Origin of the sequence: Streptomyces lavendulae subsp. lavendulae, from assembly GCF_002803845.1 — a bacterium.
Classification (GTDB): Bacteria; Actinomycetota; Actinomycetes; order Streptomycetales; family Streptomycetaceae; genus Streptomyces; species Streptomyces lavendulae.
Genome location: NZ_CP024985.1, coordinates 207,419 through 229,311, shown reverse-complemented (window position 1 = coordinate 229,311; position 21,893 = coordinate 207,419). Strand labels below are relative to the sequence as shown.

Below are 21,893 nucleotides of genomic sequence, written 5' to 3'. Positions count from 1 at the left end.
GTCTGGGAAGTGCTGGAGCCCCACGGTCCGACCTGGTCTGATTGTCCATCAATAGATGTTGTCCGTTAACGCAGTTCAGGCGACACGGAAGAGCGGACAACGCGGACAACCAACCGGGGGAGTGCCGCTGTGGTGAAGGCCGGCCGTCCACAGGGCGGGCCCAAGGGGGAAACCGATGAAGCCAACGAGCTCGCGGTGTTCCTGCGAGATCTGACCCAGGACTTCACGGTCCGCGAGCTCGCGGAGCGGTACAAGATCAGCAAGACGAGCTGGGGCGAGTACCGCTCCGGGACCAAGACGATCCACCTGCACCTGCTCAAACGCCTCGTGCATGACCTGGTGCGAGATGAGCGAGCGCGCGCCGCGAGATGGGCGCTGGCCCAGCGCCTCCACGAGCAGGCAACCACCGCACAGCAGCCTCTTGGCCCTGACGAGCCGAACACCGCCATGGAGGGAGTGACGGCGGCACAGGCGGCAGCGCAGGCAACTGCGGCTCTGCAGGACGCGGAGCGCCTGGTCCACATCCTCCTCGGCGTCATCGCCGGCCTCCAGATGCCCTCACAACACGGCACGGCACCGGGCGCCGACGCGGCTGGACTGGCTTCCGCCGCCGATCAGGCAGCCACTGATCTACGTGAAGCACACCACCGACTGGACCAAGTCCGCCTGGTCCAAGACGCTGTACGCCGCGTGCGTGACGAAGCCACCGCACACGACGACCCATCCGGCGCAGCAGATGCCGCATCCCGTGCCGACGACGCCGGCCGGAGCGGTAACGATGAACATCTTCCTGTGCCCTACACGGCAGCCTCACGCGAAGCCTCCGCCATCCTGATCGTCTCCCGCGCCGCACTGGTTGAGCAGTACGCCGCAGCCCGGCTACTCAGCGCCCGGGCAGCGGGTGTGCACGCCATCGAGCCGACAGCTGTACAGAACACCCCCCGCGGAGCTCTGGCCCTCACCTCCCCGCCCCGCAGCCCCACCGCGGTCTCGCCACCCTCTGACCGGTCGCGCCGCCGACGCCAGATCGTCATGATGGCCGTTGCCGTGACGCTCGCCGCCTCCCTCTCAGCGGTGGCCGCCGTCACCCTCGTGCGAAACGGGCAGCACCCCCCCCTGGAACAGGCGAACCGGCCCACACCGGCCCCTGCGGCTTCCCTGCCGCCCCCGACATTGAGCCCTTCACCTCCGGCATCGCCCACGCCGTCCCCGAGCCCGGACCTGATCGACCCAACTTCGCCCCCGAACCCGACCCGCTCGACTGAGACCAGTGTGACGGCGGTCCCCGACGACTACCTGGGCACATGGCAAGGCGAATTCACCAAGCCCGGAGACAAAGCCCCTACCTTGCGCCGCATCGAGATCCGCAAGGGCGCGGTGGGCGCAGAGACCGCGGACATCCTGACGTCGACCGCCAGCTCCCTCTGCCAGTCAAAAGGAACCCTCATCTCGGCCGGCACACTGCTCGTCCTCACAACAAACCCGACCTCAGGAATCCCCAGCCATCTCTGCACCACCAACGCAGACATCACCCTCCGACGCCAAGGAGACACCGACCTCACCTGGAAATCAGAAGGAACCACAGCCACCCTCCACCGCACCGCGCCACAAAACCAGACGATCCCCGCCCCCTTCATCGGAACATGGCGCGCCCAGGACGGAAACGACACCACCTCATCCGTGCGCATGACAATCAACCAAGGAACACCCGGCCACGCCCGGGCCGAATTCGTCTGGGACGGCGACGCCCACCATTGCGAAGGCTTCTCCGTACTTGCTTCCATCGGCGACGCTCTGACCTTCAGCCCCGAGACGGTCACGTCGTCCGAACCACAGCGCTTTTGCACCCAGACCCCCACCCGCCTTGTCACGCAATCCCAGGGCAACACCCTCCACGTGGAATGGGCGGATGACGGCGGTTTCTTCCGCTCATTCACCTTCCACCGTGTCGGCTGATCCAACCCACGGCGGACAAGGCAGAAGGCCCCGGATCCTTGAGGATCCGGGGCCTTCTCATTTCAGTAGCGGGGACAGGATTTGAACCTGCGACCTCTGGGTTATGAGCCCAGCGAGCTACCGAGCTGCTCCACCCCGCGTCGGTGAACCCCACCTTACGGCACCGCCGGACCGCTCCTGACGAGCTATGACTTGCGCAGGCGTCCTGCGGCGCCAACGATGAGGGGGTCGGGGCGGCCCACCACCGCTTCGTCCTTCCCGTCGTAGTCGATGTGCCACTGAGGCTGCGGATCGCCTCCAGCCAGCCGCGCCGCGTGTCGCTGCTGATCACCACCGTCCATGGCGCGGCGCCGGTGTCGGTCGGCGCACCTTCACCGCGGCTTCCTCGACCGAGTCGGCGGTGGCGAGGTTGGTCACCTCCGACGCGCCGGGGTGGTCCGGCTCGGTGCACCTGGCGAGGATCCGGCAGAGCCCTCGCTGCTCCGGCGGCCGTACACCGCCCGATGCGGGGTGCGCCTGTCCGCGCTCCTCCGGATCGCCCGCACGTGTGTACCCGCATCCGAATGCCTGCTGGCTCACTCGGCTGAACGGGGGAGCGGGCCTTCCTTTGATTCAGCGCCCGGACGCTTTGGTGTCCCCGTTTTGGCAGGTCTGCGGTTCTGCACTCACTGTGCCGGCCCGCCGGGGGCGGTATCGGGGTCTGTGCGGGTGGTTGTGGGAGGCGTGGGGCGGGTCGGGCGTGTGCGTGAACGCCGGATCGGGTGGGATGGGCAGGGCGCCGCGTCGGCTTCTTCCCCTTTAGGGTGCTGTCGGCCGGGCACCGGCCGCCGTCACACGTCGCCGTCACGCAGCCACGGCCGACGGCACCTGCTAGACCGGCCCGCTGGCTCTGTGGGCGTGCGGGGCCGTTTTAGAGTGGCGTGGGTGCAATCCCCATGGGGCGGCTCTATAGCGGGGAAGATGTGCGCTGGGGGCCATCCTGCATGGGCGCGCCGGGTGTCTGTTGGTCGCGACAGGGATGGATCGGTTGGCATCGGTGAAGACTCTCCGCATGCCTGAGGACCCCGATGAGCTTGTCGACGCCATTGCTGTCGCCGTGCGGGCGGGCGATGACCGCCGTATTGGCCTTCTTCTCGACCGGTTCAAGGAAGTGGCGGGCCTTTCCCACCTGATACGGCTGCGTGAGCGGCTGTGCGGTGCGGGCGGGGCCGCGAGGGTGAGCGCCCGCGGCATCTGGTGGAGCGCGACGAGGACGTGGTGAGGGTGGGCCGGCGCTGACCGCAGACACGGCGAGAAGAGCCAACGGCGGCCTGATCACGGTGGCGGTCATGGCAGCCAGGGGCTGTTCCAGTCGTCGATCTCCTCCCGCGCGAGGGAAGATTTCGGCGTGTCGCGGGTCTGCTCCGTGCGGCGGGGGAGCGGGCGGCTGGCGGCGAGAGAGGTGAGGACGTTGTGCCAGGTGCCGTCCGTCTGCCACAGGCGCAGACGTTCGGCGCAGCGGTGCCAGGGCCCGTAGCGGGCGGGCAGGTCGTGCCAGCGCCGGCCGCCTCGCTGCTGCCACAGGATGCCGTTGACGACGGCCCGGTAATCCGGCCCGCCCGGCCCGCAGCGCGGCAACAGCGCGCGGATCACGGCCCATTCCCCGTCGTCGAGGTCGTCGCATTCGCTCACACCATGACAACGGCTCTCCCCGCGGACCGACACGCCCCAGTCAGCGTGGGTGGACGTTTCTGCTGCGCGCTCGCGACTGGGTCGGTCGCTGGGCAAGGGGCTGCAGAAGGCGCGGGTCATGCCTCTTGAACCTGCTCAAGCTCAACTGAACCGGACACTGCGGACACGCATCAGGGGTGACTGCGGCAGCCCGGCAGCCCCCAAGGTCCAAGGGGGCGGGGGCGGGGTGGGCGCGCTCTGCCAAGGCTTCTGACGGCGCGCTGCGCTGTCCCGCGGTCGGGCCGGGCTACCACTGGTCCGTGGCGGATCCCTCTACGGGCCGAGTCCGGGAGATGGCCGAGCGCTGCCCCAGCTGCGACTTCCGGCCGGGCAATCGCGGCCAGCTTGCCCCCGGCCAGTTGGCCGCCCTAGTCCGGGACTGCCTTGGCGGACGAGGGGCAAAACGACCAGCCGGGCGCGATCCGCGCACCCAGACGCCGGCCGCTCCCTCGCACTACGGCTGTGTGTCAGGTGCCGGTGCCGCAGTAGGACTGTTCGGGCGTCCAGTTCGCGGGGATGATGTTGATGTAGGTGGTGGTCACACCGAGTTCGTTCGTCAAGCGCAGACTGAACGGGGCCCGCAGTGGACGGTTGCTGTCAAGCCGGAAGACGTCGCCCCACGTCTCGCGCATCCGCGTCCAGGTGGTACTCCCCTGCTCCCGCAGTTCGAGCCCGGCGACCCCGACCACGTCGAGCAGGGGCCGGACCGCGAAAAAGGTCGCGTTGCTGCCGATTTCGACGTGGAAGCAGTCCAGAGCCGGGGTTTCCCCGGCCTTTGGAGCCACTTGCGGCACGGCACCCCCGGCGGGCGTCGCATGCGCGGCCGGCCCCGCAGCCACCATCGTGATCGCGGCAGCGACCCCGACGCCCGCCACAGCCAAACGGAGTGCCGAACGAGCCCAGCGCGGACCCTCATATCGCCTCGATCGCTCCATGAAAGCTCCTGGATCAGTCGGAAGACGAGAGGCACGGATCGGCTCTCTCACCGAGAACTTCACTTCCGATTCCCGCACCCGCAACCTCACCAGCCACCGGAGTGATGACCCAGCGTCACCGACACGGGGCTGCAGACCCCCTGGGGCAAGACGAAGGCCCCCGGGGGGGGCCCCTATCTCTTTGGTCAGGTGGATGGGTGCTGGTTCGGGCGTCTGGGACGATGTGCCTGTGCATGCTGACGTCGTGTGCCCGGGTGACCGGACGTGAGCGGATGGGGGAGTACCTCGGACACGGTCTCGCGTGCCGCCGCTGCGCCGTCCCCGGTGACCGCCGGACCCTGTACGGCATTGTCCAGTGCCTCCATTTTGGAATGAAGGGCCCCGGGCTCCCCGGCTGTGTCGGTGTCGACCAGGCCGTCGCCTTCCTCCTTGCCGGGCCGGGCGTCGCCGTGCCAGAGGCCGGACCCGCGGCCGTGGTGCCCGCCGCGCGGTCCGCCCTCGCCCCGAATCCCGATCCGTACGCGGCGCCTGCCGCACCAGAAGCCGCCTCTGGTCCTGCTCCTGCTCCCGTTCCTGATCCGGCCCCGTCCCCGGGGCCGGCCCCGGGGACGGTGGCGGGCGGACGCCCGCGCGATGTGGGAGCCGGCTGACCGAGAGGTTGAGCGTTCCCAACGATCTGGACCTGTCCGACCGGCCTGCCGCCCTTCAACAGCTAGGCGTCGGCGCGGCGACGAACAGCCGGCTGGTGACCAGTGCGCAGGACTGGATCGGCCCTGAGCGGGAGACGGCCCTTGTTGGTCAGTACCCGGGCCTGGCCCCTGTTCGCGGCCCGCATGGCCGACGTCGCCCGCGGCCCCGAAGGCGAGCAGGGCCTGCGCGACCGGCTGAAGCCGGGCTGCTGGACAGAACTGCGAAGGGAGAGGTGTCCGCCTCGGCTGGGCCCCAGGACTCGCGGATCTCGGTGCTGCGGTCCAGGGGGCTGCTGTACGGCGGGCTCGCGGAGGGGCGGGCGGCGAAAGGGGTGCTGCTCTGGACCCCGACCAGTACATTCTTGTATCTACTCGATTACAGAAAGTTGTTATCGTCTTCAGGGGGAGAGAAATCGTCCCGCCTGTGGCGGGGGTGCGCCGAAGTCGCTGCGGTAGGCGAGGGCTTCGGTGCCGGGGGATCGAGGGGGCTGTATGAGCTGGATCGGCAGTTGGTGAGCCTGTGACCATGAGGGCCGCGATCCTCACTGTGGCGGGCTCGATCATCGTGGGGTGTCTGGGACTGTGGTCTGGCGTGTTCAGCGGCAAGGACGACCGCGACGATCCGAAACCCGCCCCTTCGGCATCACAGGCAGGTCCTTCCTCCGGCGGTGCCGGCCCGGGACAGGTCCTGCCCGCTTGCGGCGGCAAGCCGGGACTGGATGTGACCGTCGAGCCCAAGCAGCTGACGGTCGCATCGGACGGGTCCCTCACCGCTGAAGTCAACTGCACCCTCGGGGCCGGATTGCATCTGAGCTGGATAGTGCAGATCGACGGCGTTGGCAAGCCCGTGCCGCACACGAACTACTATCACAAGGATGATCTGGGGCGGCCCGGCCCGTACACCTTCGATGTCCACCTGTCCCAGGCCGTGCCCGGTTCTGCCCGCACGATCTACGTCGTTCTCACGGACGACTTTTCCTACCGACAGCTGAGCGACAACCGGAACCCGGACGGATCGCTCCTGAAACTCCCGAACGGTGCACGCAAGGTCTCCAACTCGGTTCTGGTCAAGCGCTACTGACCTGCCCCGGCACAGCAGCGAGGTTCGGCCATTGATCGGCTCGACGGCATATCCGTAGGCCGACGGAATCCTGCACGCCCCATGGAGCCCGAGGTGGCCGTGGCTAGGCAGTGTCTGATGGCTCTTTGGTGAGGTCGCGGAGCCAGATCACGATGGCTGCGGTGGCCAGGGTGCCGTGGAAGATGTAGTCGCGTTTGTCGTACCGAGTCGCGACGGCCCGGTGCTGTTTCAGCTTGCTGATGCAGCGTTCGACGGTGTTGCGCCGGCGGTACTGCTCACGGTCGAAGGCCGGTGGGCGGCCGCCGGCCCGACCAAGGCGGCGGCGGTTCGCACGCTGGTCGTCCGGCTGGGCGATGGTTGCTTTGATCCCGCGTTTGCGCAGGTAGACGCGGTTGGCGCGGCTTGAGTAGGCCTTGTCGCCGCGGGCCCGGTCCGGCCGGGTCCGCGGACGTCCTGGCCCGGTGCGGGCCACGTTCAGGGCCTGCATGAGCGGGATGAACATCGGGCTGTCCCCACGCTGACCGGGCGAGGTCAGCCAGGCCAGGGGCCGGCAGCGGTCATCCGTCAGCAGGTGGACCTTGCTGGTCAGCCCGCCCCGGGAGCGTCCCAGGGCCTCACGGCCATCTCCGTCCACACGCGCGCCACCCCCTTTTCAGGATGGTCGGCCGGAGGAGCGTGCCGGGCTCCGGCTGCGTGCTGGTGGGCCCGGCAGGTGGTGGAGTCGGCGTTGACTGCCCACGAGCCGTCCGCGTCCTGGGCGGTGGAGTCGGCGCTGGCCTGCAGAGCGCGCAGGATCTTCGACCAGGTGCCGTCGGCCGACCACCGGCGGTGGCGTTCGTAGACCGTCTGCCAGGTTCCGTAGCGTTCAGGCAGGTCACGCCACGGAATCCCTGTCCGCGTCCGGTAGAACACACCGTTGACCACGGTACGGTGATCAGCCCACCGCCCACCTGGGTTCCCGGTCTCCGGCAGCAGCGGAGCTATGCGCTCCCACTGAGCATTCGTCAGTTCATGCCGACGCACCATGCCAGACCCCTGCCCAGAACAGTGATAGATCCACCATCCCAGGCAAGAGCCATCAGACACTGCCTAGAGCCGGCTATTGCCGCGTCTGTCCGTCTGTTGCCCTGGTCCGTCCTGGCTGAGGGCATCCTCCGGACGGTGGATGTTGTCGGCACGCAGGCCGGCGCTGTCGTGGGTGAGGTCGAAGAGGACTCTGTCGCCGGGTCGCAGACAGGGGCCCTTTCCGTGGATGGCCCGGGCTTCGGCCCGGATGTCCGGTCCGGTCCCGTCCTGGCTGATGAGACCGGTACCCCGGTCAGGGTCGAACCACTTCACGACTCCGCAGGGTGACATGCTCTGCCCTTTCATTGGCCGGATCTGGAAGCCGATACTGTCCGCCTGCTCTCGGACGGAGGGGAGGGCGTGATCAGGGGCGCGATGCAGCGGACTCCGGCGTGGCTGCAGCCGGCGGGCGCCCCTTGCGCGGTGGGCTGCGGGGGCATGCCAGCACCGCCCGCCTGCCCGGGAGCAGACGGGCGGTGCTGGCGATCCGCCTGGTTCCGCGCTGGTGGGCCATGGCTCCGGCGTACTTTCGACCGGCTGACGGCCGGGGGCTCGTCCGCTGCGGCATCCGGACTCTTTGCCGGTGGACGGTACGGGGATGCGAGAAGATGGAGAGCTGCGGCGGGGGAGTGGCCGGTGTCAGCGGCGGGCGTCAACTCTCGCCTCCGCTTGTCACGCGGGATGCCGAACGCAGTGCTTGTGATGCCGGGTGGTGGCCGGGTGTGGTTATGGTCGGTTCAGTCCGCGTCGACAGGGCGTGCGCGGGCGAGGCCCGGTGACCAGAGCGCTCTGGTGGCAGTAGCACCGGGCCGCCCAACCACCCCGAGGACGAAGGTCCCGGCTACGCACGCGCGGCCTGTGGGTGCGGCCGCCCGCCCGGCGGGGCCGAGCGGCAGGCCGGGCACTCCTGTGGCTCGCCCCGGACTGCCCCACCACCGTCGTCTACAAACCCTCCCCTGAACAGGCGGTCTAGCGGTACAGACCCCCGCTCCGACAGGCCCTCGGCGGACAACTCACTCGTGCGGGCGGTGGGATTCACTGCAGAAACGCGCCTGCTTCCTCCGCCTCGGCAGGGTCGAGGTAGCCGCCCTCACCGGCCCCCCTGCCGACGTCCGCGTGGACGTTAGGGCAGGTCATCGTCGCATGGGGGCAGCAGATGTTGTGCCACAGCTCGTGCCACGGCACGGGTGGGTTCGTTGAGTGAGGCGAAGACCGTCTCAGGTTCCTCCGAGCCGCTCGCGCGAAGTGCGTACAGGCACGCCCGGGTGTTGACCACCTCGGGGAGGTCCGGGTGCTCGGCCTCCGAACGACCCCAGTCGTAGAGCCCGGTCGCCGACCCGTTGTCCGCAGGAAGAGGACGTCCCAGGAGTCCCGCGAGGTAGTGGTGGTCGCTGTCGTCGAGGCTGTCTGTACGGGAGCGCTCCTGGAGCGGCTGGCGATAGGAGTTGAGGTCGTGCTCGGCGCGTCCGTTCTCGCGGTAGACCTGCGTGACCACCCGGGTGATCTGGGACAGGGTGTCGATGGCGTCGCCCAAGCGGTAGAGGACCATCCGCGGGACGTTGAAGGGATTGCCGTTTTTGGCTGTACTCCAAGGCATCGGTCAGGTCTCGGACGGCTTCGTAGGCGCTCGCGTTGAGTCCCGCGACCAAGCCCGCGGGCATGGTTGTTTCATCCCTGTCGGAGTGTCCGCTCGCGTTCCTGGAGGCAGCCTCCAGTCGCTGAGCCGTCGTGTACCGCACACCGGCCGCCTGCTGCATCGCACGCGCGGCCGCCTTGCGCTTCTTGTCCTGCGTCATGGTCTTCCTCACGCCGCATGCCCACGCCCATGCCGCAGTAAGGCCGGCAACGGCTTGAACGACTGAACGCGAGTCCGGGACCCTTGTCCGTGTCCGGGGCGTGGGAGCTGATCCGGGCGGAATTCTGGCAGGCGTGGGCTGCCGCCCCAGCAGAGTAGCGGATCGACTTGCCCCGGCTGTTGCTGCAGCCACGAACTTGCATCCTTTCGCGGGCCGTGTCGTACGAATGGGTTGTTCGCGTTGCAGCGAACCTCAAGCTTTCCAGCGTGTGTCCGCTTCGCGCCGCCGCGACCGCCGCGCTTTCGTCTCGGATACCAGCGCGAGTTCCGAAGGGTGTCTCTGCGCTCACTGTGGAAACGGAGGATTGGTCAGTTCGGACGTCGCCCTCGGCGAGCCGGCATCTCGGGGCCGGTCCCCTGGCGCAGCACCGAGCAGCACGGCGGGCAGCGATGGCCGCAGTGGTGCCGGCCACGCACCACGCCGGGGAGCCAGGGTGAGACGACCCACCCGTATCGGGTCCCCGTGGCCTCCACCGTTGACCGTCCCGCACCGTTGTGAAAGGAGGGGGCGTGCTGGTCTATGCGCCGAGGGCGTCCAGCTCCTTGCGGGCCTCCTTCACGAAGACGTTGCGCAGCCGGGTCAGCTCCCTCTTGTCGGCAGCCAGGATCTGCTGCTGCTCGTCCCGGTCGAGCTGCGCGGTGAACACGAGCGAGCTGGCCTGCGTTTCCCTGAACCCGGCAGCAAGAAGGGTTTGACGCGCCCGTTCTCCGGCATCCTGGACACCCTGCGCACGCTCGACCGCCGCCAAGGCTTCGAGGGCATCACTGGCTGCTCTGCATCTCTCGAAGCGCTCCCGCATGTCCTCGTACTCTTCGGGTGATCCCGGCGAATCGACCATGTCGTCCCCGTCCGGCCCGGGTACAAGCTCAGCCAGTAGCCCACGGGTATCGGCGATGCCCGACCCCTGTGTCACGTCCGACCTCAGCCGCTGCTTGGCAAGTTCCAGCTGCTCCATGTCCCTGGCCTGCATACGCAGGGTGAACAGCATGAGGTCGACTTCGATTGCCTTGTTCCTCGCTCGGCTCGCTTGCTCCAAGACGACGGGCGGACTCATCAGCTCCACCATGGCGTAGGCCTTCAACAAGTCGGCCACCTCCGACTCGTGGCTCGTTGCCTGTTCCTTCGCCTTCAGCAGGTCAAGCTCCGCGACGAACGCGGCCCAGATATCCTCGCACCGGTCGCGCTGCCACTGGGCGTGAGCTTCGCGGGACATCTCCCGGACTCCCTCCAAAGTGGCCTGTGCCTGGAGCCGCCCGGTCTCAAGCGTCGCCTGGGCTTGGGCCTGCGCGGCCTCAAGTGCTTTCGCAGCCTGCTCATGTGCGGCCCGCAGGGCGGCCTCGGCCTGCGCCTGCGCCCCCTGCAATGCCCGCTTGCCCTGAATGGCTCCCGCGACGATGACGCCGGGAACCGCCAGCAAGGCCGCTCCCCCAGCCACGACCGAGCCGAAGTCCTCGGATATGAAGCTGCTGATGTCCATTTACCCCCCATGTGGTGCCACGACCTGGAGAGCCGACGGTGGCCCCAGGTGGTGCGGGTGGTCGAGGGGGCCGTGGCAATACGCGGACCCGGCACTTTTACGACGCTGGCTTCGACACCGGAGACGAAGCCGTAGGCGTCGTCTGCCCAGGGCCGCTCCCCCCCGCTCCGAGAAGCGCGCCCGCACGGAGCCGTAGGCGGGGCGGGTGCCGGCGGGTGTCGTCCGTGGTGAGGCGGGGTGGGGCTGTGGGCGAGGAGGTTGAGGGCGCCCGATGCTGGGCACGGGACTCGCAGGGGCAGGCTGTGGGCCGCGCTGTAGCCGGCGGCCAGGGCGAGGGGGGGCGAAGGTGGGCCAGTTGTCCTCGTGCGCGGTCAGGTCGCCGGCGTGGACCGGATCACCGGTGGTGTAGGCGTCGATGCAGGGGCCTTCGTCGGCCTGGGCTGGAACATCTCGGTGATCTCCACCCCCGCTCCTCGTGATGCCATGGGCACGTCGGGTATAGCTTTCGGCGCTGCCGGCACAGGCCCGTGCCTACGGCCCTTGCCGGCTGTGCCCCGCTGCGCCTGCCTGGTGCCCACGCCAGTAGGGCATCTAGTATGCGGGACCATGACGCCAGTGATCGCCTCACTGCCCAGCGGAGTGCCCGCGGAGCTCGGCGGCTACAGGATTCTGGGAATCCTGGGCGCAGGCGGCATGGGGACGGTATATCTGGCCAAGGGCCACGGCCGGCGGGCGGCTCTGAAGACGATCCGTCCCGAGTTGCTGAACGACCAGGCGCTGCGAGACCGCTTTGCCCGGGAAGTGGCCGCCGCGGCCTCGGTGCGCGGTCGTTATGTGGCTGCCGTGCTTCGTTCCGCGCCTTTGGCCGCAGTGCCATGGCTGGCTTCGGAGTTCGTCGCGGCGTCCACCCTCGAACAGGCCGTACGCCGTCACGGGCCGCTGTCCGTGCCCGCGGTGTGCGCCCTGGCCGGAGCGCTGGGGCGAGCGCTGACGGCGCTGGAATCAGCGGGCGTCGTCCACCGGGACCTCAAGCCGTCCAATGTATTGATGGCCCTGAACCGCCCTAGAGTGGTTGATTTCGGTATCGCGCGCATGGCAGGGGACCACACCCTCACCAGCGCCGGACAGCGTCCAGGGACAGCGGGATACATGTCACCGGAGCAGGTGATGCAGGAACAGCTCGGACCGGCCAGCGACGTGTTCTGCGCCGGAGCGCTGCTCGTCTTCGCCGCGACGGGACGGCACGCGTTCTACAACGGTGATCAGGCCGGAGCCGACTTCCGGATCGTCCACGAGGAACCCGATCTCAAAGACGTACCGGGCACCTTGGCCCGGGTGGTACGCGGCTGCATGGAGAAACGGCCTGCCGATCGGCCCACCGCCTCAGAGATCGCGGCCGAACTGGACCCGAGAGGGGTCGGCGCGGGCGCGGCGAAACGCTGGCTCCCGCCCAGCGTCGTCGCCGACGCCGCGGAGATCGAACGAGCCGCGACCGCGCTGGCCGGCCGCGCCGGGCTGATCACTCGGCGCAACGTGTTGTCGGCAGGGGCGGCCACCGTCGTCCTCGGGGGCGCGTCCGTAGGGGCTCTGGTCTGGGGCCGGTCTTCTTCGGAGTCGCCGTCCGGGCACGATCCCGCGCCCCGCTGGTCCGGTGAGCCCGGCGAGGTGCCGCCGGTGCTGTGGTCGCTTGAAGGCGCGGCGGTCACGCCACGCTATCCGCCGGGGGACATCGGCGGCGCGGCGTACTTCGAGGAGCGCGGCGGCGGGCTCGCCGCCTACGACATCGTCTCGGGCCGACGGCGTTGGCGCGGCCCCGCCGTACGAGAGGTGCTGGGCGGGAGCCGTCCCGTCGCGCTGGACACCGACGGGGCCGTGTTGTTCCTGGCCGCGGCCAGCGGTGCGGTTCTCAAGAGGATCAAGGCAGACGCCGACCGTCTGCTGGCGGTCGACCGTGAAACCGTGTACGTCCTGGACCATTCGGGCGAGATACGCGCCTTGCGGTCGGCTGACGGTACCCAGCGCTGGCACGGCAAGCTGCCCGTACCCGGCCCGGTCGCGGCGGCCGGCGGGCACGGTCTGGTGACCGTGGTGTCCGCCACGGGGGCCGTGGTAGCCCTGTCCGCGGCGGACGGTGCACGGATGTGGCGCTATGACATCAGCGGCGCCGACAGGCCGGCGCCCGACACCGAAGCGTGCCGGCCCGCCATGTCCAGCGAGGCCGTGGTGCTGGGGGGCGGAGCCGCGCTCACCGCCCTGGCGCCGAGAGGGGGAGGCCGCCTGTGGCAGCTGGCCGCCGACGAGCGAGCGGGCTTCGGGGAGCCGACGGCGACGGGCGACAAGCTGTACGTGCGGGACGGGGCTCAGCTCAGGGCCGTCGACGCGGTGACGGGCAAGGCGGCCTGGACGGTGGCCGCGGGCGCCGAACTCGCCCCGCGCCCGGGGCCGCTGGTGGCTGGCGCCAGCGTCCACGCCGCCCTCGCCAATCCCGAACTGGGCGTCCTTGCCGTGCATACCGGACGGGCAGCGGCCCAGTACGTGTTCGCTCCGGCGATCGCCTCCGCGGCCCCCTGGCAGGGGGCCGCGGTCGCAGGCAGGGTGGTCTGGCAGCGCGGTTCGAGCGTCAGTGCGATTCCGGCCATGTGAAACGGCCCCGTGAGGGCCGCCGATGAGGGGGACGGGTAATGGAGAGGCTGCTCGACGGCGACCCGAGGTCCGTCGGACCGTACCGGGTGCTCGCCCGATGGCCGAGCCCGGGAGCGGCGCGCTCCGGGCCTGAGCCGAGAGCGGAACAGGGGCCCGCCGCACGCGGTCGCCCATCCCGGCCCGCCACATCGCCGGCCATGTACCTGGGCCGTGACCGCGCGCATGTTCACGCCCTGATCTGCATGCTTCCTCGCGCCGCATGCGCGGCGGCCGAGCTCCTGGCCGGCGTTTCGGTGCCAGGCGTTCCCGAGGTACTGGAGCTTCACACCGCGGACGAGCCGCCGTGGGCCTCCCTGGCCCACATACCTGCCGTCACCCTCGCCGCCGTCGCCGGCTCCACGACCGGAACACTCGAACCGCAGCCGGCGGACCGCATCCGTGCACTGGGCGGCGCACTCTGCGAGACCCTGGCCGGTCTGCACCAGCAGGGTGTCAGCTACGGCGCATTGGTCCCCTCGGGTGTCTGGCTCACGACGGGGCGCCCTCTGCTGATGGCCTTGTCCTCCTGCCGGACAAGCCCGACTGCCGAACGGGGGCGGCGCGACGAGGAGATCGTTCCCCCGTCGGCCCTGCCAGCCCCTTTCATGGCACCTGAGACAGTCGGCGGCCGGGTGTCGTCGCAGGCCGCCGACATCTACGCCCTGGGCGTGCTGCTGGCGCACGCGACGACGGGACGGTTTCCGTTCGGTGAAGGTCCACCTGAGGTCCTGGCCTACCGGGCGTCCCATGGGAAGGCCGAGTTACACGGGCTCCCGGCGGATCTCGCGGAAGCCGTGGCCGCCGCTCTGGCCCCCGTGCCGGGCGACCGTCCCACCGCAGCCGAGCTGTCGCAGACGTCCGCTCTCACAAGGACGACCCCGGTGGCGGACGGTCCCGCCCCCGGGAAGGTGATCATCGCACTCGCGGCCCAGGCGCAGGAGACGGCGGATCTCGGGGAGGGCGCGGACCGCGATCTCCCGCGCCGGACGGATGTCGCGACTCGGCCCCTCCACCGTGCCGCGGACGGTCCGACGCGCTCCTCCGCCACCGGACAGACTTCCCCAGCTGGCCCGCTCACACGGCGAGCGCTCCTGTCCCGGCTGGCCACGGGCGTGGCGGGCGCCGTACTGGGCGCGGGTACGTCCCTTGCCTGGACGGCGACCCGGGAGCCGGCCGACCGGTCCTTACCGGACCGCCCCCTCGCGACGGCCCCGCTGCCAGGACTGCCGCCCACCGCACTCTGGCGCTTCGACGACGTGACCGCGAGGACCACCCTGCTACGGGTGGCGGGTGCCGGGCGCTACCTCGTCACCCGGGGCGAGACCCTCCATGCCCATGAGGTCCGCAGCGGAAAGGAAGTCTGGGAGCGGCCGATCGCCTTCGGCCGTGCCAACCCTGTACTCCTCGTCGGCGGGGGCCGCATCCTGGTGCAGACCCGCGACGCCCTCGTGCTGTGCTCGCTGGGCGACGGCCGGACGCACTGGATCGACCGAACGTTCCACACACAGAACACGACCGTCCTGGAATTACTCGCAGTCGAAGGCGACACCGTCTGGCTGCACATGGGTCCTGCCGCCGGCGCCTCCGCCACGACCCACGCCCTCGCCGCGTTCGATCTTGCGGCGCGCAGGGAGCTCTGGCGCAGCGAGTTGCCCGCGGACTTCGTTTACGAGCTGTCCCTCACGCCCACGCCGGCCGGGCTCCTCGTGGAAGTGCTCCCCGAAGTCGACCCCCACCGGGATCCCTATGGGACGCGCAAAGTGCCCCTGGCCTGCTTCGACCGCACCACCGGCAGGTCCCTCTGGCAGCGCACGTACGAGGGCGTGTACAGCGGTCCGGCCTCCGCCGTTGACGAAACGGGCCGGTTCTACGTCCTCTCCACCGGCCGGGCCCGCGCGTACGACGCCACCCCCGGGAGTCAGTTGTGGGAGTCCACCCTGCGCTTCGGCGGCCAGCACAGCCCGCTCCTGCTGACCGGCACCCTGCTGTGCGAGACGGATCCGGTCAACGGAGTCGTCGCCCTGGACAGGGACACCGGACGCACGGTGTGGCAGCAACGGCTGGACGAGCCCCTTCAGTGGTTCCTGCTGGGGACCATGGCGACGAGTGCTTCGGGCCGCACCCTGTTCGTCCCCACCAGACGGCAGCTTGCGGCGCTGGACCTGCGGTCGGGTGAACGGCTGTGGCAGATGGCCTTCGTCGGCCGGGAGGACCCCAGCCCCCTCCAGCTGTTGGCGACGCCGGACGTCCTGATCGTCGCCCAGCCGAGTGTGGTCTTCGCCCTGCCGGCTGTCTAGCGATGGCAGCCCCCAAGGAAAGTGATGGTGCCCCGTGCCCTTGGTTCTCCCCCTCCTCCCCGACGATCCCGCTCGGGTGGGCACCTACACGCTGATGGGCCGCGTCGGCGGTGGCGGCATGGGGACGGTCTATCTGGCACGGACGGGAAGCGGCCGCCTGGCCGCCGTGAAGACCGTCCGCACCGAACTCAAGGACAGGCCGGGCTTCCGTGACCGTCTCCTGCTCGAAGCGGAAGCCGTACGGCTGCTCGGCTCCTCCCACACGGCCGCGTTCCTCGCGGTGGACGCCGAGGCCTCCCTTCCCTGGCTGGCGACGGGGTACCTCATCGGACCGTCGTTGTCGGAGGCGGTCGCCGTCGCCGGCCCCCTGCCGGTCGCGGCCGTGGTCATGCTCGGTGCAGCAGTGGCGGACACCCTGACCACCCTGCACCGTGCCGGGCTCGTCCACCGCGACCTCAAGCCGGCCAACCTGCTGATATCTGCCCAGGGCCCGAAGCTGATCGACTTCGGTCTGGCCCGGGCGCTCGGCGGCCCTCCGCTCACCGCGGCGGGCGAGCCGGCCGGCACGCCCTCGTACATGTCACCGGAGCTGGTCCGAGGGGAGGAACACGGTCCGCCGGGGGACGTCTTCGCGTTGGCCGCCGTGCTGGTGTTCGCATCCTCGGGGCACGGTCCGTACGACGGAGGGCCGGGCCGCGACGCCTTGCGGCTGCTGCGCGACGGGGCGCCCCCGGAACTGACGGGGGTGCCGGACACGTTGCGGGAGGTGATCCGGTCCGCTCTGTCACCCGATCCCCGAGACCGCCCCACCCTCGACGAGCTGGCTGCGCACTGGGGCCCCTACGAGGCCGCCCGGTTCTCCGAGTCGCTACCGGGTGAGGTCCTCGCCGACATGTCGCGGCGCGTGGACGAACTGGCGTCGCTGGGCGGGACGCCCCTACGGGAGGATTCCCCGCCCCTGCGCCCCTCGTACCCCTCCCGTCGCGTGCTGCTCGCCGGCGCCGCGGCCGTGGCGGCCGGCGGCGCTTCGGCACTGTGGTTGACGGGCAGGTCACCGGGCTTCGGAGGGGGATCGGGGGCGCCGGGGCCGGTACCGTCCCCGAGCGGCGGTCTTCCCGGCGGCTCTCCCCGTCAGCAGTGGTCGGTTCCCGTGTCCGCCGTCTACGGTCCGCCGGTCGCCACCGAGGAACTGGTCCTCCTCCCCGGGGAGACGGTACGCGGCCTGTCGCCGACGAGCGGCGGCATGCTCTGGGAGGTGCCGAGCACGAGGCTGCGGGTCGCCGCCTCGGGCCGCCGCCTCGCCGCCCTCGCCTTCGACGAGGAGCTCACGCCTGCAGCGGGGTATCTCGACCCGCTCTCCGGCCGCCTCATGCCGGACGCGGCCGGCCCACACGAACTGGGCGCTCTGAGCCTGTACAGCGAGGTTCTGAACGCCGACGCGGACACCCTCTACATCAGGGCCTACTACGAGGCCGACAAGGACCGTGCGGAACCATGGCTGCTGGCCTACGACTTGGCCGCGCACCGGCTGCGCTGGCGTACCCGCGTCGCATGGGGATACACCGATCGGACGGAGGCGCTGTACTTCCGCGCCGTCGTCGCGAACGGGCGCCTGATCGGCTCCGACGCCACCCGCGTCTTCGCGGTCGACGTTCGTGACGGCCGCTTCCTGTGGGTCACCAGGTTGCGCAGCGACGCGGAAGCAGCCGCTCCGGGGGCATCCGGAGGCGTCTATCCGCCGGTCGTCTCGGAACACCACGTCTTCGACGTCAGCCAGGTCATCACAGCTGTCGACCTGCTGACCGGCGCCCCCACCTGGACGCTCAAACCCGAACGCGATCAGACCCTGTTGACCTCCCCGGTGTGCGTACAGGGCACCGTCCACATCGCCTCGCATGCCTTCACGGCGTTCGAGGAGTCGACCGGCAGGAAACTCTGGACCTACGAGCCCGGCCCCTCCTTCCAGCGAATCGCCGTCCCGGGGCCCTTTCGAGGCGAACTGTACGCGGCGGTCAGCGGCGGGGGTCAGGCGGTCGTCGCGGTGGACCTGGCACAGCGCCGCGCCTCGTGGACCCTGTCGGCACAGGCGGCCGGCATGCCCGACGGGCCCAGTGACCTGACCCACCGGGACGACCGGCTCTACTTGCAGGCATACCAACGCCTTACGGCGGTGCGGATCGACACGCGCCGGTGATCGAACGGTTGGCGGGCCGGCTTTCCGGCCCGCTTCCGGACGGGCTCGCAGCCTTCATGCCTGCTGTTAGGACTGGACGCCCGCCCATCCGCCGTCGGTTCCGGCTCTTGCCCAGCCACGACGGCGACAGCACGCCGCATGGAGTCGGTTACTGAGGTTGAAGGCGTGATGTCGGGGCCTGGTGCTCCCGCCATGGGGGAAAGTCGGTAGGTTACCTGTCATGGCTGAGCTTGGACCCGTTGTCTGGCCGCCCGCCCCGTTGCGGACCGAGCGGCTCGTGCTCCGCGAGCCCGAGGCCCGAGACCGTGCGGCGTTCGTTGACCTGTTCGCTTCGTCAGAGGTGCGGACGTACCTCGGTGGCCCCCGACCGCGTGCTGAGCTTGAGAATGCAGTGCCTGAAGTGCCCGGGCGGCGCCCAGGCGTATTCGTGGTCGATCACGACGGGGCGATGATCGGCATCGTCACGCTTGACCGGCGGGGCGCGGAGCGTCCGGGGCACGTCCGTCCTGATGCCGGGGAGGCCGAGCTCAGCTACATGCTCCTGCCGGAGGCGTGGGGACGTGGGTACGCTCTTGAGGCATGTTCGGCGGCGCTCGGCTGGTTCGCCGACGTGTTTCCCGGTGAGCCGGTGGTGCTCTGCACCCAGGTGGCCAACGACCGCTCGGTACGTGTCGCGGAGAAACTGGGGTTCACCGAGATGGAGCGGTTCGAGGAGTTCGACGCCGAGCAGTGGTTCGGCGTGTGGTCCTCGGTCCCGTGGTCTGGCTGAGCGCGTACTCGGCCAATGAGCGGGGTTCCAGATCCGGTTCCTTGAGCGCGGCTTCACAGGAGCGCATGCTGCGGCGGCTCGCAGTATGGCCCGTCGGAGCCGGACCTGAGGATGAGGCCGGTAGCGGTGAGGCATCCGTTGATGATGTCGCTGCGGTATTGGATCTGGCGGAGACCGTGTCGGAGTCGGCGCATGAGGTGGCTCGGGTCGGTGAAAGCGGTGTTGGCCTGGCTGGTGCGGCGGAGGATTGACCAGATGCCTTCCACGGGGTTGAGGTCGGGTGCGTAGGACGGCAGGTGGTAGGCGGTGAGCCAGTCCTGCGCGTCAATGAAGGCCTTCATTCGGCGCTCTTTGTGGACGTTCAAGTTGTCCCAGATGAGGATGATTGGTCCGCCGAGTTGCTGGTGGGCGGCGATGAGGAGGTCGCGGTACTCGGTCCAGGCGAAGCACTTGCGGCCTCCGCTTTTGTGATCGGTATGCCGTTTGAGCCGGTAGATGAGGCGGGAGCGTTCGCCGGGTTTGTGGCAGCACAGGGCGGCGCTGGAGAAGCGGCGCTGGGAGCGTCCGCGGACCCGGATGACGGGTGTGGTGCCGCGTCGGCTCCAGGTGCGTGAGGTCGGCGGCGTCATCGAGAATCCGGCTTCGTCTTCGAAGACGATCCAGACTTCGAGCGCCGCCGCGGTGTTTCCACGTGCGGCCACACGTCCTTCACCCAGCCGTCCACCGCCGCCTCGTCACGCTCGACGGCCCGACGGGCCGGCACCTGGTGGCTCCAGCCGTGCCGCCGCAGCATCTGGGAGATGCCCGACAGCGTCATGGACTTGTGGAACCTGCGGCCGATCAGGGTTTTGATCCTGGCCAGCGTCCACCGCTGGTCCGGCCAGCCGTGCGCGACCGGGCCCTTGGCAAGCTCCTCCTCAAGCACGGCGAACAGCGCGTCGCTCAGCTTGGGACGACACGCCGGGCCGCGGGAACGGACCGCGTCCTGACCGGCCGCACTCCAGGCCTGCCGCCACCGCTGGACCGACCGGACGCTGACCCGTAACTCCTTCGCGACCTCGCCACTGCCCCGCCCGACGGCGAACATCGCGACCGCTTCCATCCGGACCCGCTCGCGGAATGCTTGCCTCTCCGCGGTCAGACCCCCACCCTGCGGATACCTCATACATCCGGCATACCGCGACGATCAGCAACCGTCAGCCCCTACGACAACCCGACTTCAAAGTCAGTATCTTCCAGCCCGCCCAAGCACATGAGAAGCGCCATTAACCTGCATCTCGCACCTCTCGAAGGAACGAGAGGCCCCGCCGGTGTGGTTGTGGTCCTCGAAGACCGGCGCCGCCCCGGCGGACGTGGACCTGTGGTGGCAGGTGTTCCTCAGGAGATTCGATCTGGAGCACACGTTCCGTTTCGGGAAACAGACGCTCGGCTGGACCACCCCGAAGGTTCGTACTCCCGAGGCGGCGGACCGCTGGACCTGGGTCCTGGTCGTCGCCCACACCCAACTTCGCCTCGCCCGGCCGCTGGCCACCGATCTGCGCCGGCCCTGGGAGAAGCCGGCCAAGCCCGACAGCCTCACCCCGGCCCGGGTCCGCCGCGGGTTCAGGAACATCCGCGCCCACCTGCTCTGCCCGGCCCGTGTTCCTCAACCGACCGGAACCGGGCCCGGACGCCCCCTCGGCTCGAAGAACCGGCGACCCGCCACCCGCTACGACGTCGGCAAAACCGTCAAACGCCCCGAGACCCTCAAAGCCATCGGTAAACCTGGCAGATCTTGGTAGATAAAGAACAAGCTTAGGTAGCACCCTCTACGGCGCCCTATGCCTCCGGGGGGTCTGTCAATCGAACGGTGTAACGAGGGTGGTTGGGGTTACTGCCGGGCTGCGGAGAGTCGGCCGTCGAAGGTGCTGTCGAAGGCGTTCAGTGCGGTCTTCCAGCGCATGGTCCAGCGGGCCTGACCTCGGCCGGTGGGGTCCAGGGACATGATCGCCATGTAGACGCACTTCAGGGCGGCGGTCTCGTTCGGGAAGTGCCCGCGGGCCTTGACCGCCCGCCGGATGCGGGCGTTCACTGACTCGATCGCGTTGGTGGAGCTTTGCGATCTTGTCCCAGTCCTGCCGGGCGGCATAGCGGAAGGAGTTCCGCAGCAGATGGACCACGCAGGTCTGGACGGTCGTGCGGGGCCAGACCGTCTCGACGGCGTCCGGCAGGCCCTTCAGGCCGTCGCAGACGAGCATGAGGACGTCGTTCACACCGCGGTTCTTGATCTCGGTGAGGATGTGCATCCAGTGCTTGGCCCCCTCACCGCCGTCGCCGGCCCACAGACCCAGGATGTCCCGCCGGCCCTCGACAGTGACGGCCAGGGCGACGTAGATCGGCCGGTTCGCGCCGGCGCCGTCGCGGATCTTCACGTGGATCGCGTCGATGAAGACCACCGGATAGACCGGGTCCAGGGGCCGGTTCTGCCACTCGGCCATCCCGTCCATGACCTTGTCGGTAATGGTCGAAATCGTCTGGCGGGAGACTTCGGCGCCATAGACCTCGGCCAGGTGGGCCTGGACCTCGCCGGTCGTCAGACCCTTCGCGGACAGCGAGATCACCGTCTCGTCCACCCCGGACAGGCGCTTCTGCCGCTTCTTGACGATCCTCGGCTCAAACGATCCGTCACGGTCCCGGGGCACGGATATCTCCACCGGACCGACGTCCGTCAGCACGGTCTTGCCTCGTGTTCCGTTACGGGAGTTGCCGCCGTTCTTCCCGGCCGGATCGTGCTTGTCATAGCCGAGGTGGTCGGTGATCTCGCCCTCCAGGGCGGACTCCAGCAGCCGCTTCGTCAGCTGCTGCAGCAGACCGCCCTCACCGGCCAGCTGCAAGCCCTCAGCCTGAGCCCGGGACACCAACTCGTCGATCAGCCGGTCATCCACCGCCTTCGACGGCTTCGGCTCAGACGGCTCGACGGTCTCGGCCTCGGTCACGTTCTCACTGGTCATCGATGCATCTTCCTTGATCGGGAGTTACATCGAACGATTTACAGTCCCACTGGCACCCGGGTTCCCTCGCCAGAGCGAATCCACCGAGGGGTGCAGAGCATCAGGAGCGTCACCGGCGGAAACTGCTCACGGACCCGGTGGCGTACGCCGAATCCGGCGGCACAGTGATGTAACAGCCGCACCTGAATTGGG

At 69.4% G+C, this 21,893-nt stretch carries 14 protein-coding genes, 1 tRNA gene and 3 pseudogenes; 8 read left to right on the top strand and 10 right to left on the bottom strand.

Going from position 1 to position 21,893, the window contains the following annotated elements:
- The first annotated feature begins 129 nt into the window (after positions 1-129).
- Positions 130-1,956, top strand: coding sequence for a hypothetical protein (locus tag SLAV_RS40730; RefSeq protein ID WP_158741067.1), 1,827 nt, complete (start codon positions 130-132; stop codon positions 1,954-1,956).
- A gap of 66 nt (positions 1,957-2,022) precedes the next feature.
- Here SLAV_RS40730 and SLAV_RS01035 read toward each other — a convergent pair.
- Positions 2,023-2,096: transfer RNA gene (locus tag SLAV_RS01035), tRNA-Met, on the bottom strand.
- Positions 2,097-2,153: 57 nt separating this feature from the next.
- Positions 2,154-2,317 (bottom strand): annotated as a pseudogene (locus SLAV_RS42020) (polyphosphate kinase 2); the annotation flags it as partial.
- Between the two features lie 690 nt (positions 2,318-3,007).
- Here SLAV_RS42020 and SLAV_RS01025 point away from each other — a divergent pair.
- On the top strand, positions 3,008-3,217 hold the full coding sequence (locus SLAV_RS01025) for a hypothetical protein (protein ID WP_100661219.1): 210 nt from the start codon (positions 3,008-3,010) through the stop codon (positions 3,215-3,217).
- A gap of 65 nt (positions 3,218-3,282) precedes the next feature.
- On the opposite strand, the gene SLAV_RS01020 is transcribed toward SLAV_RS01025, so the two are convergent.
- Together SLAV_RS01020 and SLAV_RS01015 are read right to left on the bottom strand one after the other, a co-directional pair.
- Positions 3,283-3,627 carry a transposase gene (locus SLAV_RS01020; protein ID WP_159038052.1) on the bottom strand — a complete coding sequence of 115 codons (345 nt, stop codon included), beginning with the start codon at positions 3,625-3,627 and terminating at the stop codon, positions 3,283-3,285.
- A 506-nt stretch (positions 3,628-4,133) separates the two neighbouring features.
- Positions 4,134-4,541, bottom strand: coding sequence for an expansin C-terminal domain-related protein (locus SLAV_RS01015; protein WP_158741063.1), 408 nt, complete (start codon positions 4,539-4,541; stop codon positions 4,134-4,136).
- Between the two features lie 1,275 nt (positions 4,542-5,816).
- Between SLAV_RS01015 and SLAV_RS40725 the strand changes: the two genes are divergently transcribed.
- On the top strand, positions 5,817-6,371 hold the full coding sequence (locus SLAV_RS40725; RefSeq protein WP_158741061.1) for a hypothetical protein: 555 nt from the start codon (positions 5,817-5,819) through the stop codon (positions 6,369-6,371).
- A gap of 103 nt (positions 6,372-6,474) precedes the next feature.
- Here the strand turns inward: SLAV_RS40725 and SLAV_RS01000 are convergent.
- The 4 genes from SLAV_RS01000 to SLAV_RS00985 form a co-directional block, all read right to left on the bottom strand.
- A protein-coding gene (locus tag SLAV_RS01000) for an IS5 family transposase (RefSeq protein ID WP_425276219.1) occupies positions 6,475-7,397 on the bottom strand; the annotation gives its coding sequence in 2 pieces (ribosomal slippage) (positions 6,475-7,022 and positions 7,022-7,397; 924 coding nt in all).
- A 63-nt stretch (positions 7,398-7,460) separates the two neighbouring features.
- Entirely contained in the window at positions 7,461-7,727 is a 267-nt protein-coding gene (locus SLAV_RS43530; RefSeq protein WP_078950757.1) for a cold-shock protein, read from the bottom strand.
- 832 nt (positions 7,728-8,559) lie between these two features.
- Positions 8,560-9,033: a hypothetical protein gene (locus SLAV_RS00990; RefSeq protein WP_158741016.1), complete on the bottom strand. Its 474-nt coding sequence runs from the start codon at positions 9,031-9,033 to the stop codon at positions 8,560-8,562.
- 776 nt (positions 9,034-9,809) lie between these two features.
- On the bottom strand, positions 9,810-10,769 hold the full coding sequence (locus SLAV_RS00985; protein WP_030241633.1) for a hypothetical protein: 960 nt from the start codon (positions 10,767-10,769) through the stop codon (positions 9,810-9,812).
- A 384-nt stretch (positions 10,770-11,153) separates the two neighbouring features.
- On the opposite strand from SLAV_RS00985, the gene SLAV_RS00980 reads away from it, so the two are divergent.
- From SLAV_RS00980 to SLAV_RS00965, 4 genes are all read left to right on the top strand, one after another.
- Complete coding sequence (locus SLAV_RS00980; RefSeq protein ID WP_159038051.1) at positions 11,154-13,412, top strand: protein kinase domain-containing protein; 2,259 nt, start codon at positions 11,154-11,156, stop codon at positions 13,410-13,412.
- Positions 13,413-14,056: 644 nt separating this feature from the next.
- Positions 14,057-15,748 carry a PQQ-binding-like beta-propeller repeat protein gene (locus SLAV_RS00975; protein ID WP_159038050.1) on the top strand — a complete coding sequence of 564 codons (1,692 nt, stop codon included), beginning with the start codon at positions 14,057-14,059 and terminating at the stop codon, positions 15,746-15,748.
- A gap of 34 nt (positions 15,749-15,782) precedes the next feature.
- Entirely contained in the window at positions 15,783-17,942 is a 2,160-nt protein-coding gene (locus SLAV_RS00970; RefSeq protein ID WP_158741022.1) for a protein kinase domain-containing protein, read from the top strand.
- A gap of 220 nt (positions 17,943-18,162) precedes the next feature.
- On the top strand, positions 18,163-18,711 hold the full coding sequence (locus SLAV_RS00965; RefSeq protein WP_030241640.1) for a GNAT family N-acetyltransferase: 549 nt from the start codon (positions 18,163-18,165) through the stop codon (positions 18,709-18,711).
- 53 nt (positions 18,712-18,764) lie between these two features.
- Here the strand turns inward: SLAV_RS00965 and SLAV_RS43525 are convergent.
- Positions 18,765-19,876, bottom strand: a protein-coding gene (locus tag SLAV_RS43525; protein ID WP_425276218.1) for an IS630 family transposase whose coding sequence is annotated in 2 segments (ribosomal slippage) — positions 18,765-19,430 and positions 19,433-19,876 — 1,110 coding nt in all. Because the reading frame shifts where the segments join, the coding sequence is not laid out codon by codon here.
- Between the two features lie 109 nt (positions 19,877-19,985).
- Between SLAV_RS43525 and SLAV_RS00950 the strand changes: the two are divergent.
- A pseudogene (locus SLAV_RS00950) lies at positions 19,986-20,492 on the top strand (NF041680 family putative transposase); the annotation flags it as partial.
- A gap of 89 nt (positions 20,493-20,581) precedes the next feature.
- Here SLAV_RS00950 and SLAV_RS00945 read toward each other — a convergent pair.
- Positions 20,582-21,701, bottom strand: a pseudogene (locus SLAV_RS00945) (IS256 family transposase).
- Between the last annotated feature and the right edge of the window lie 192 nt (positions 21,702-21,893).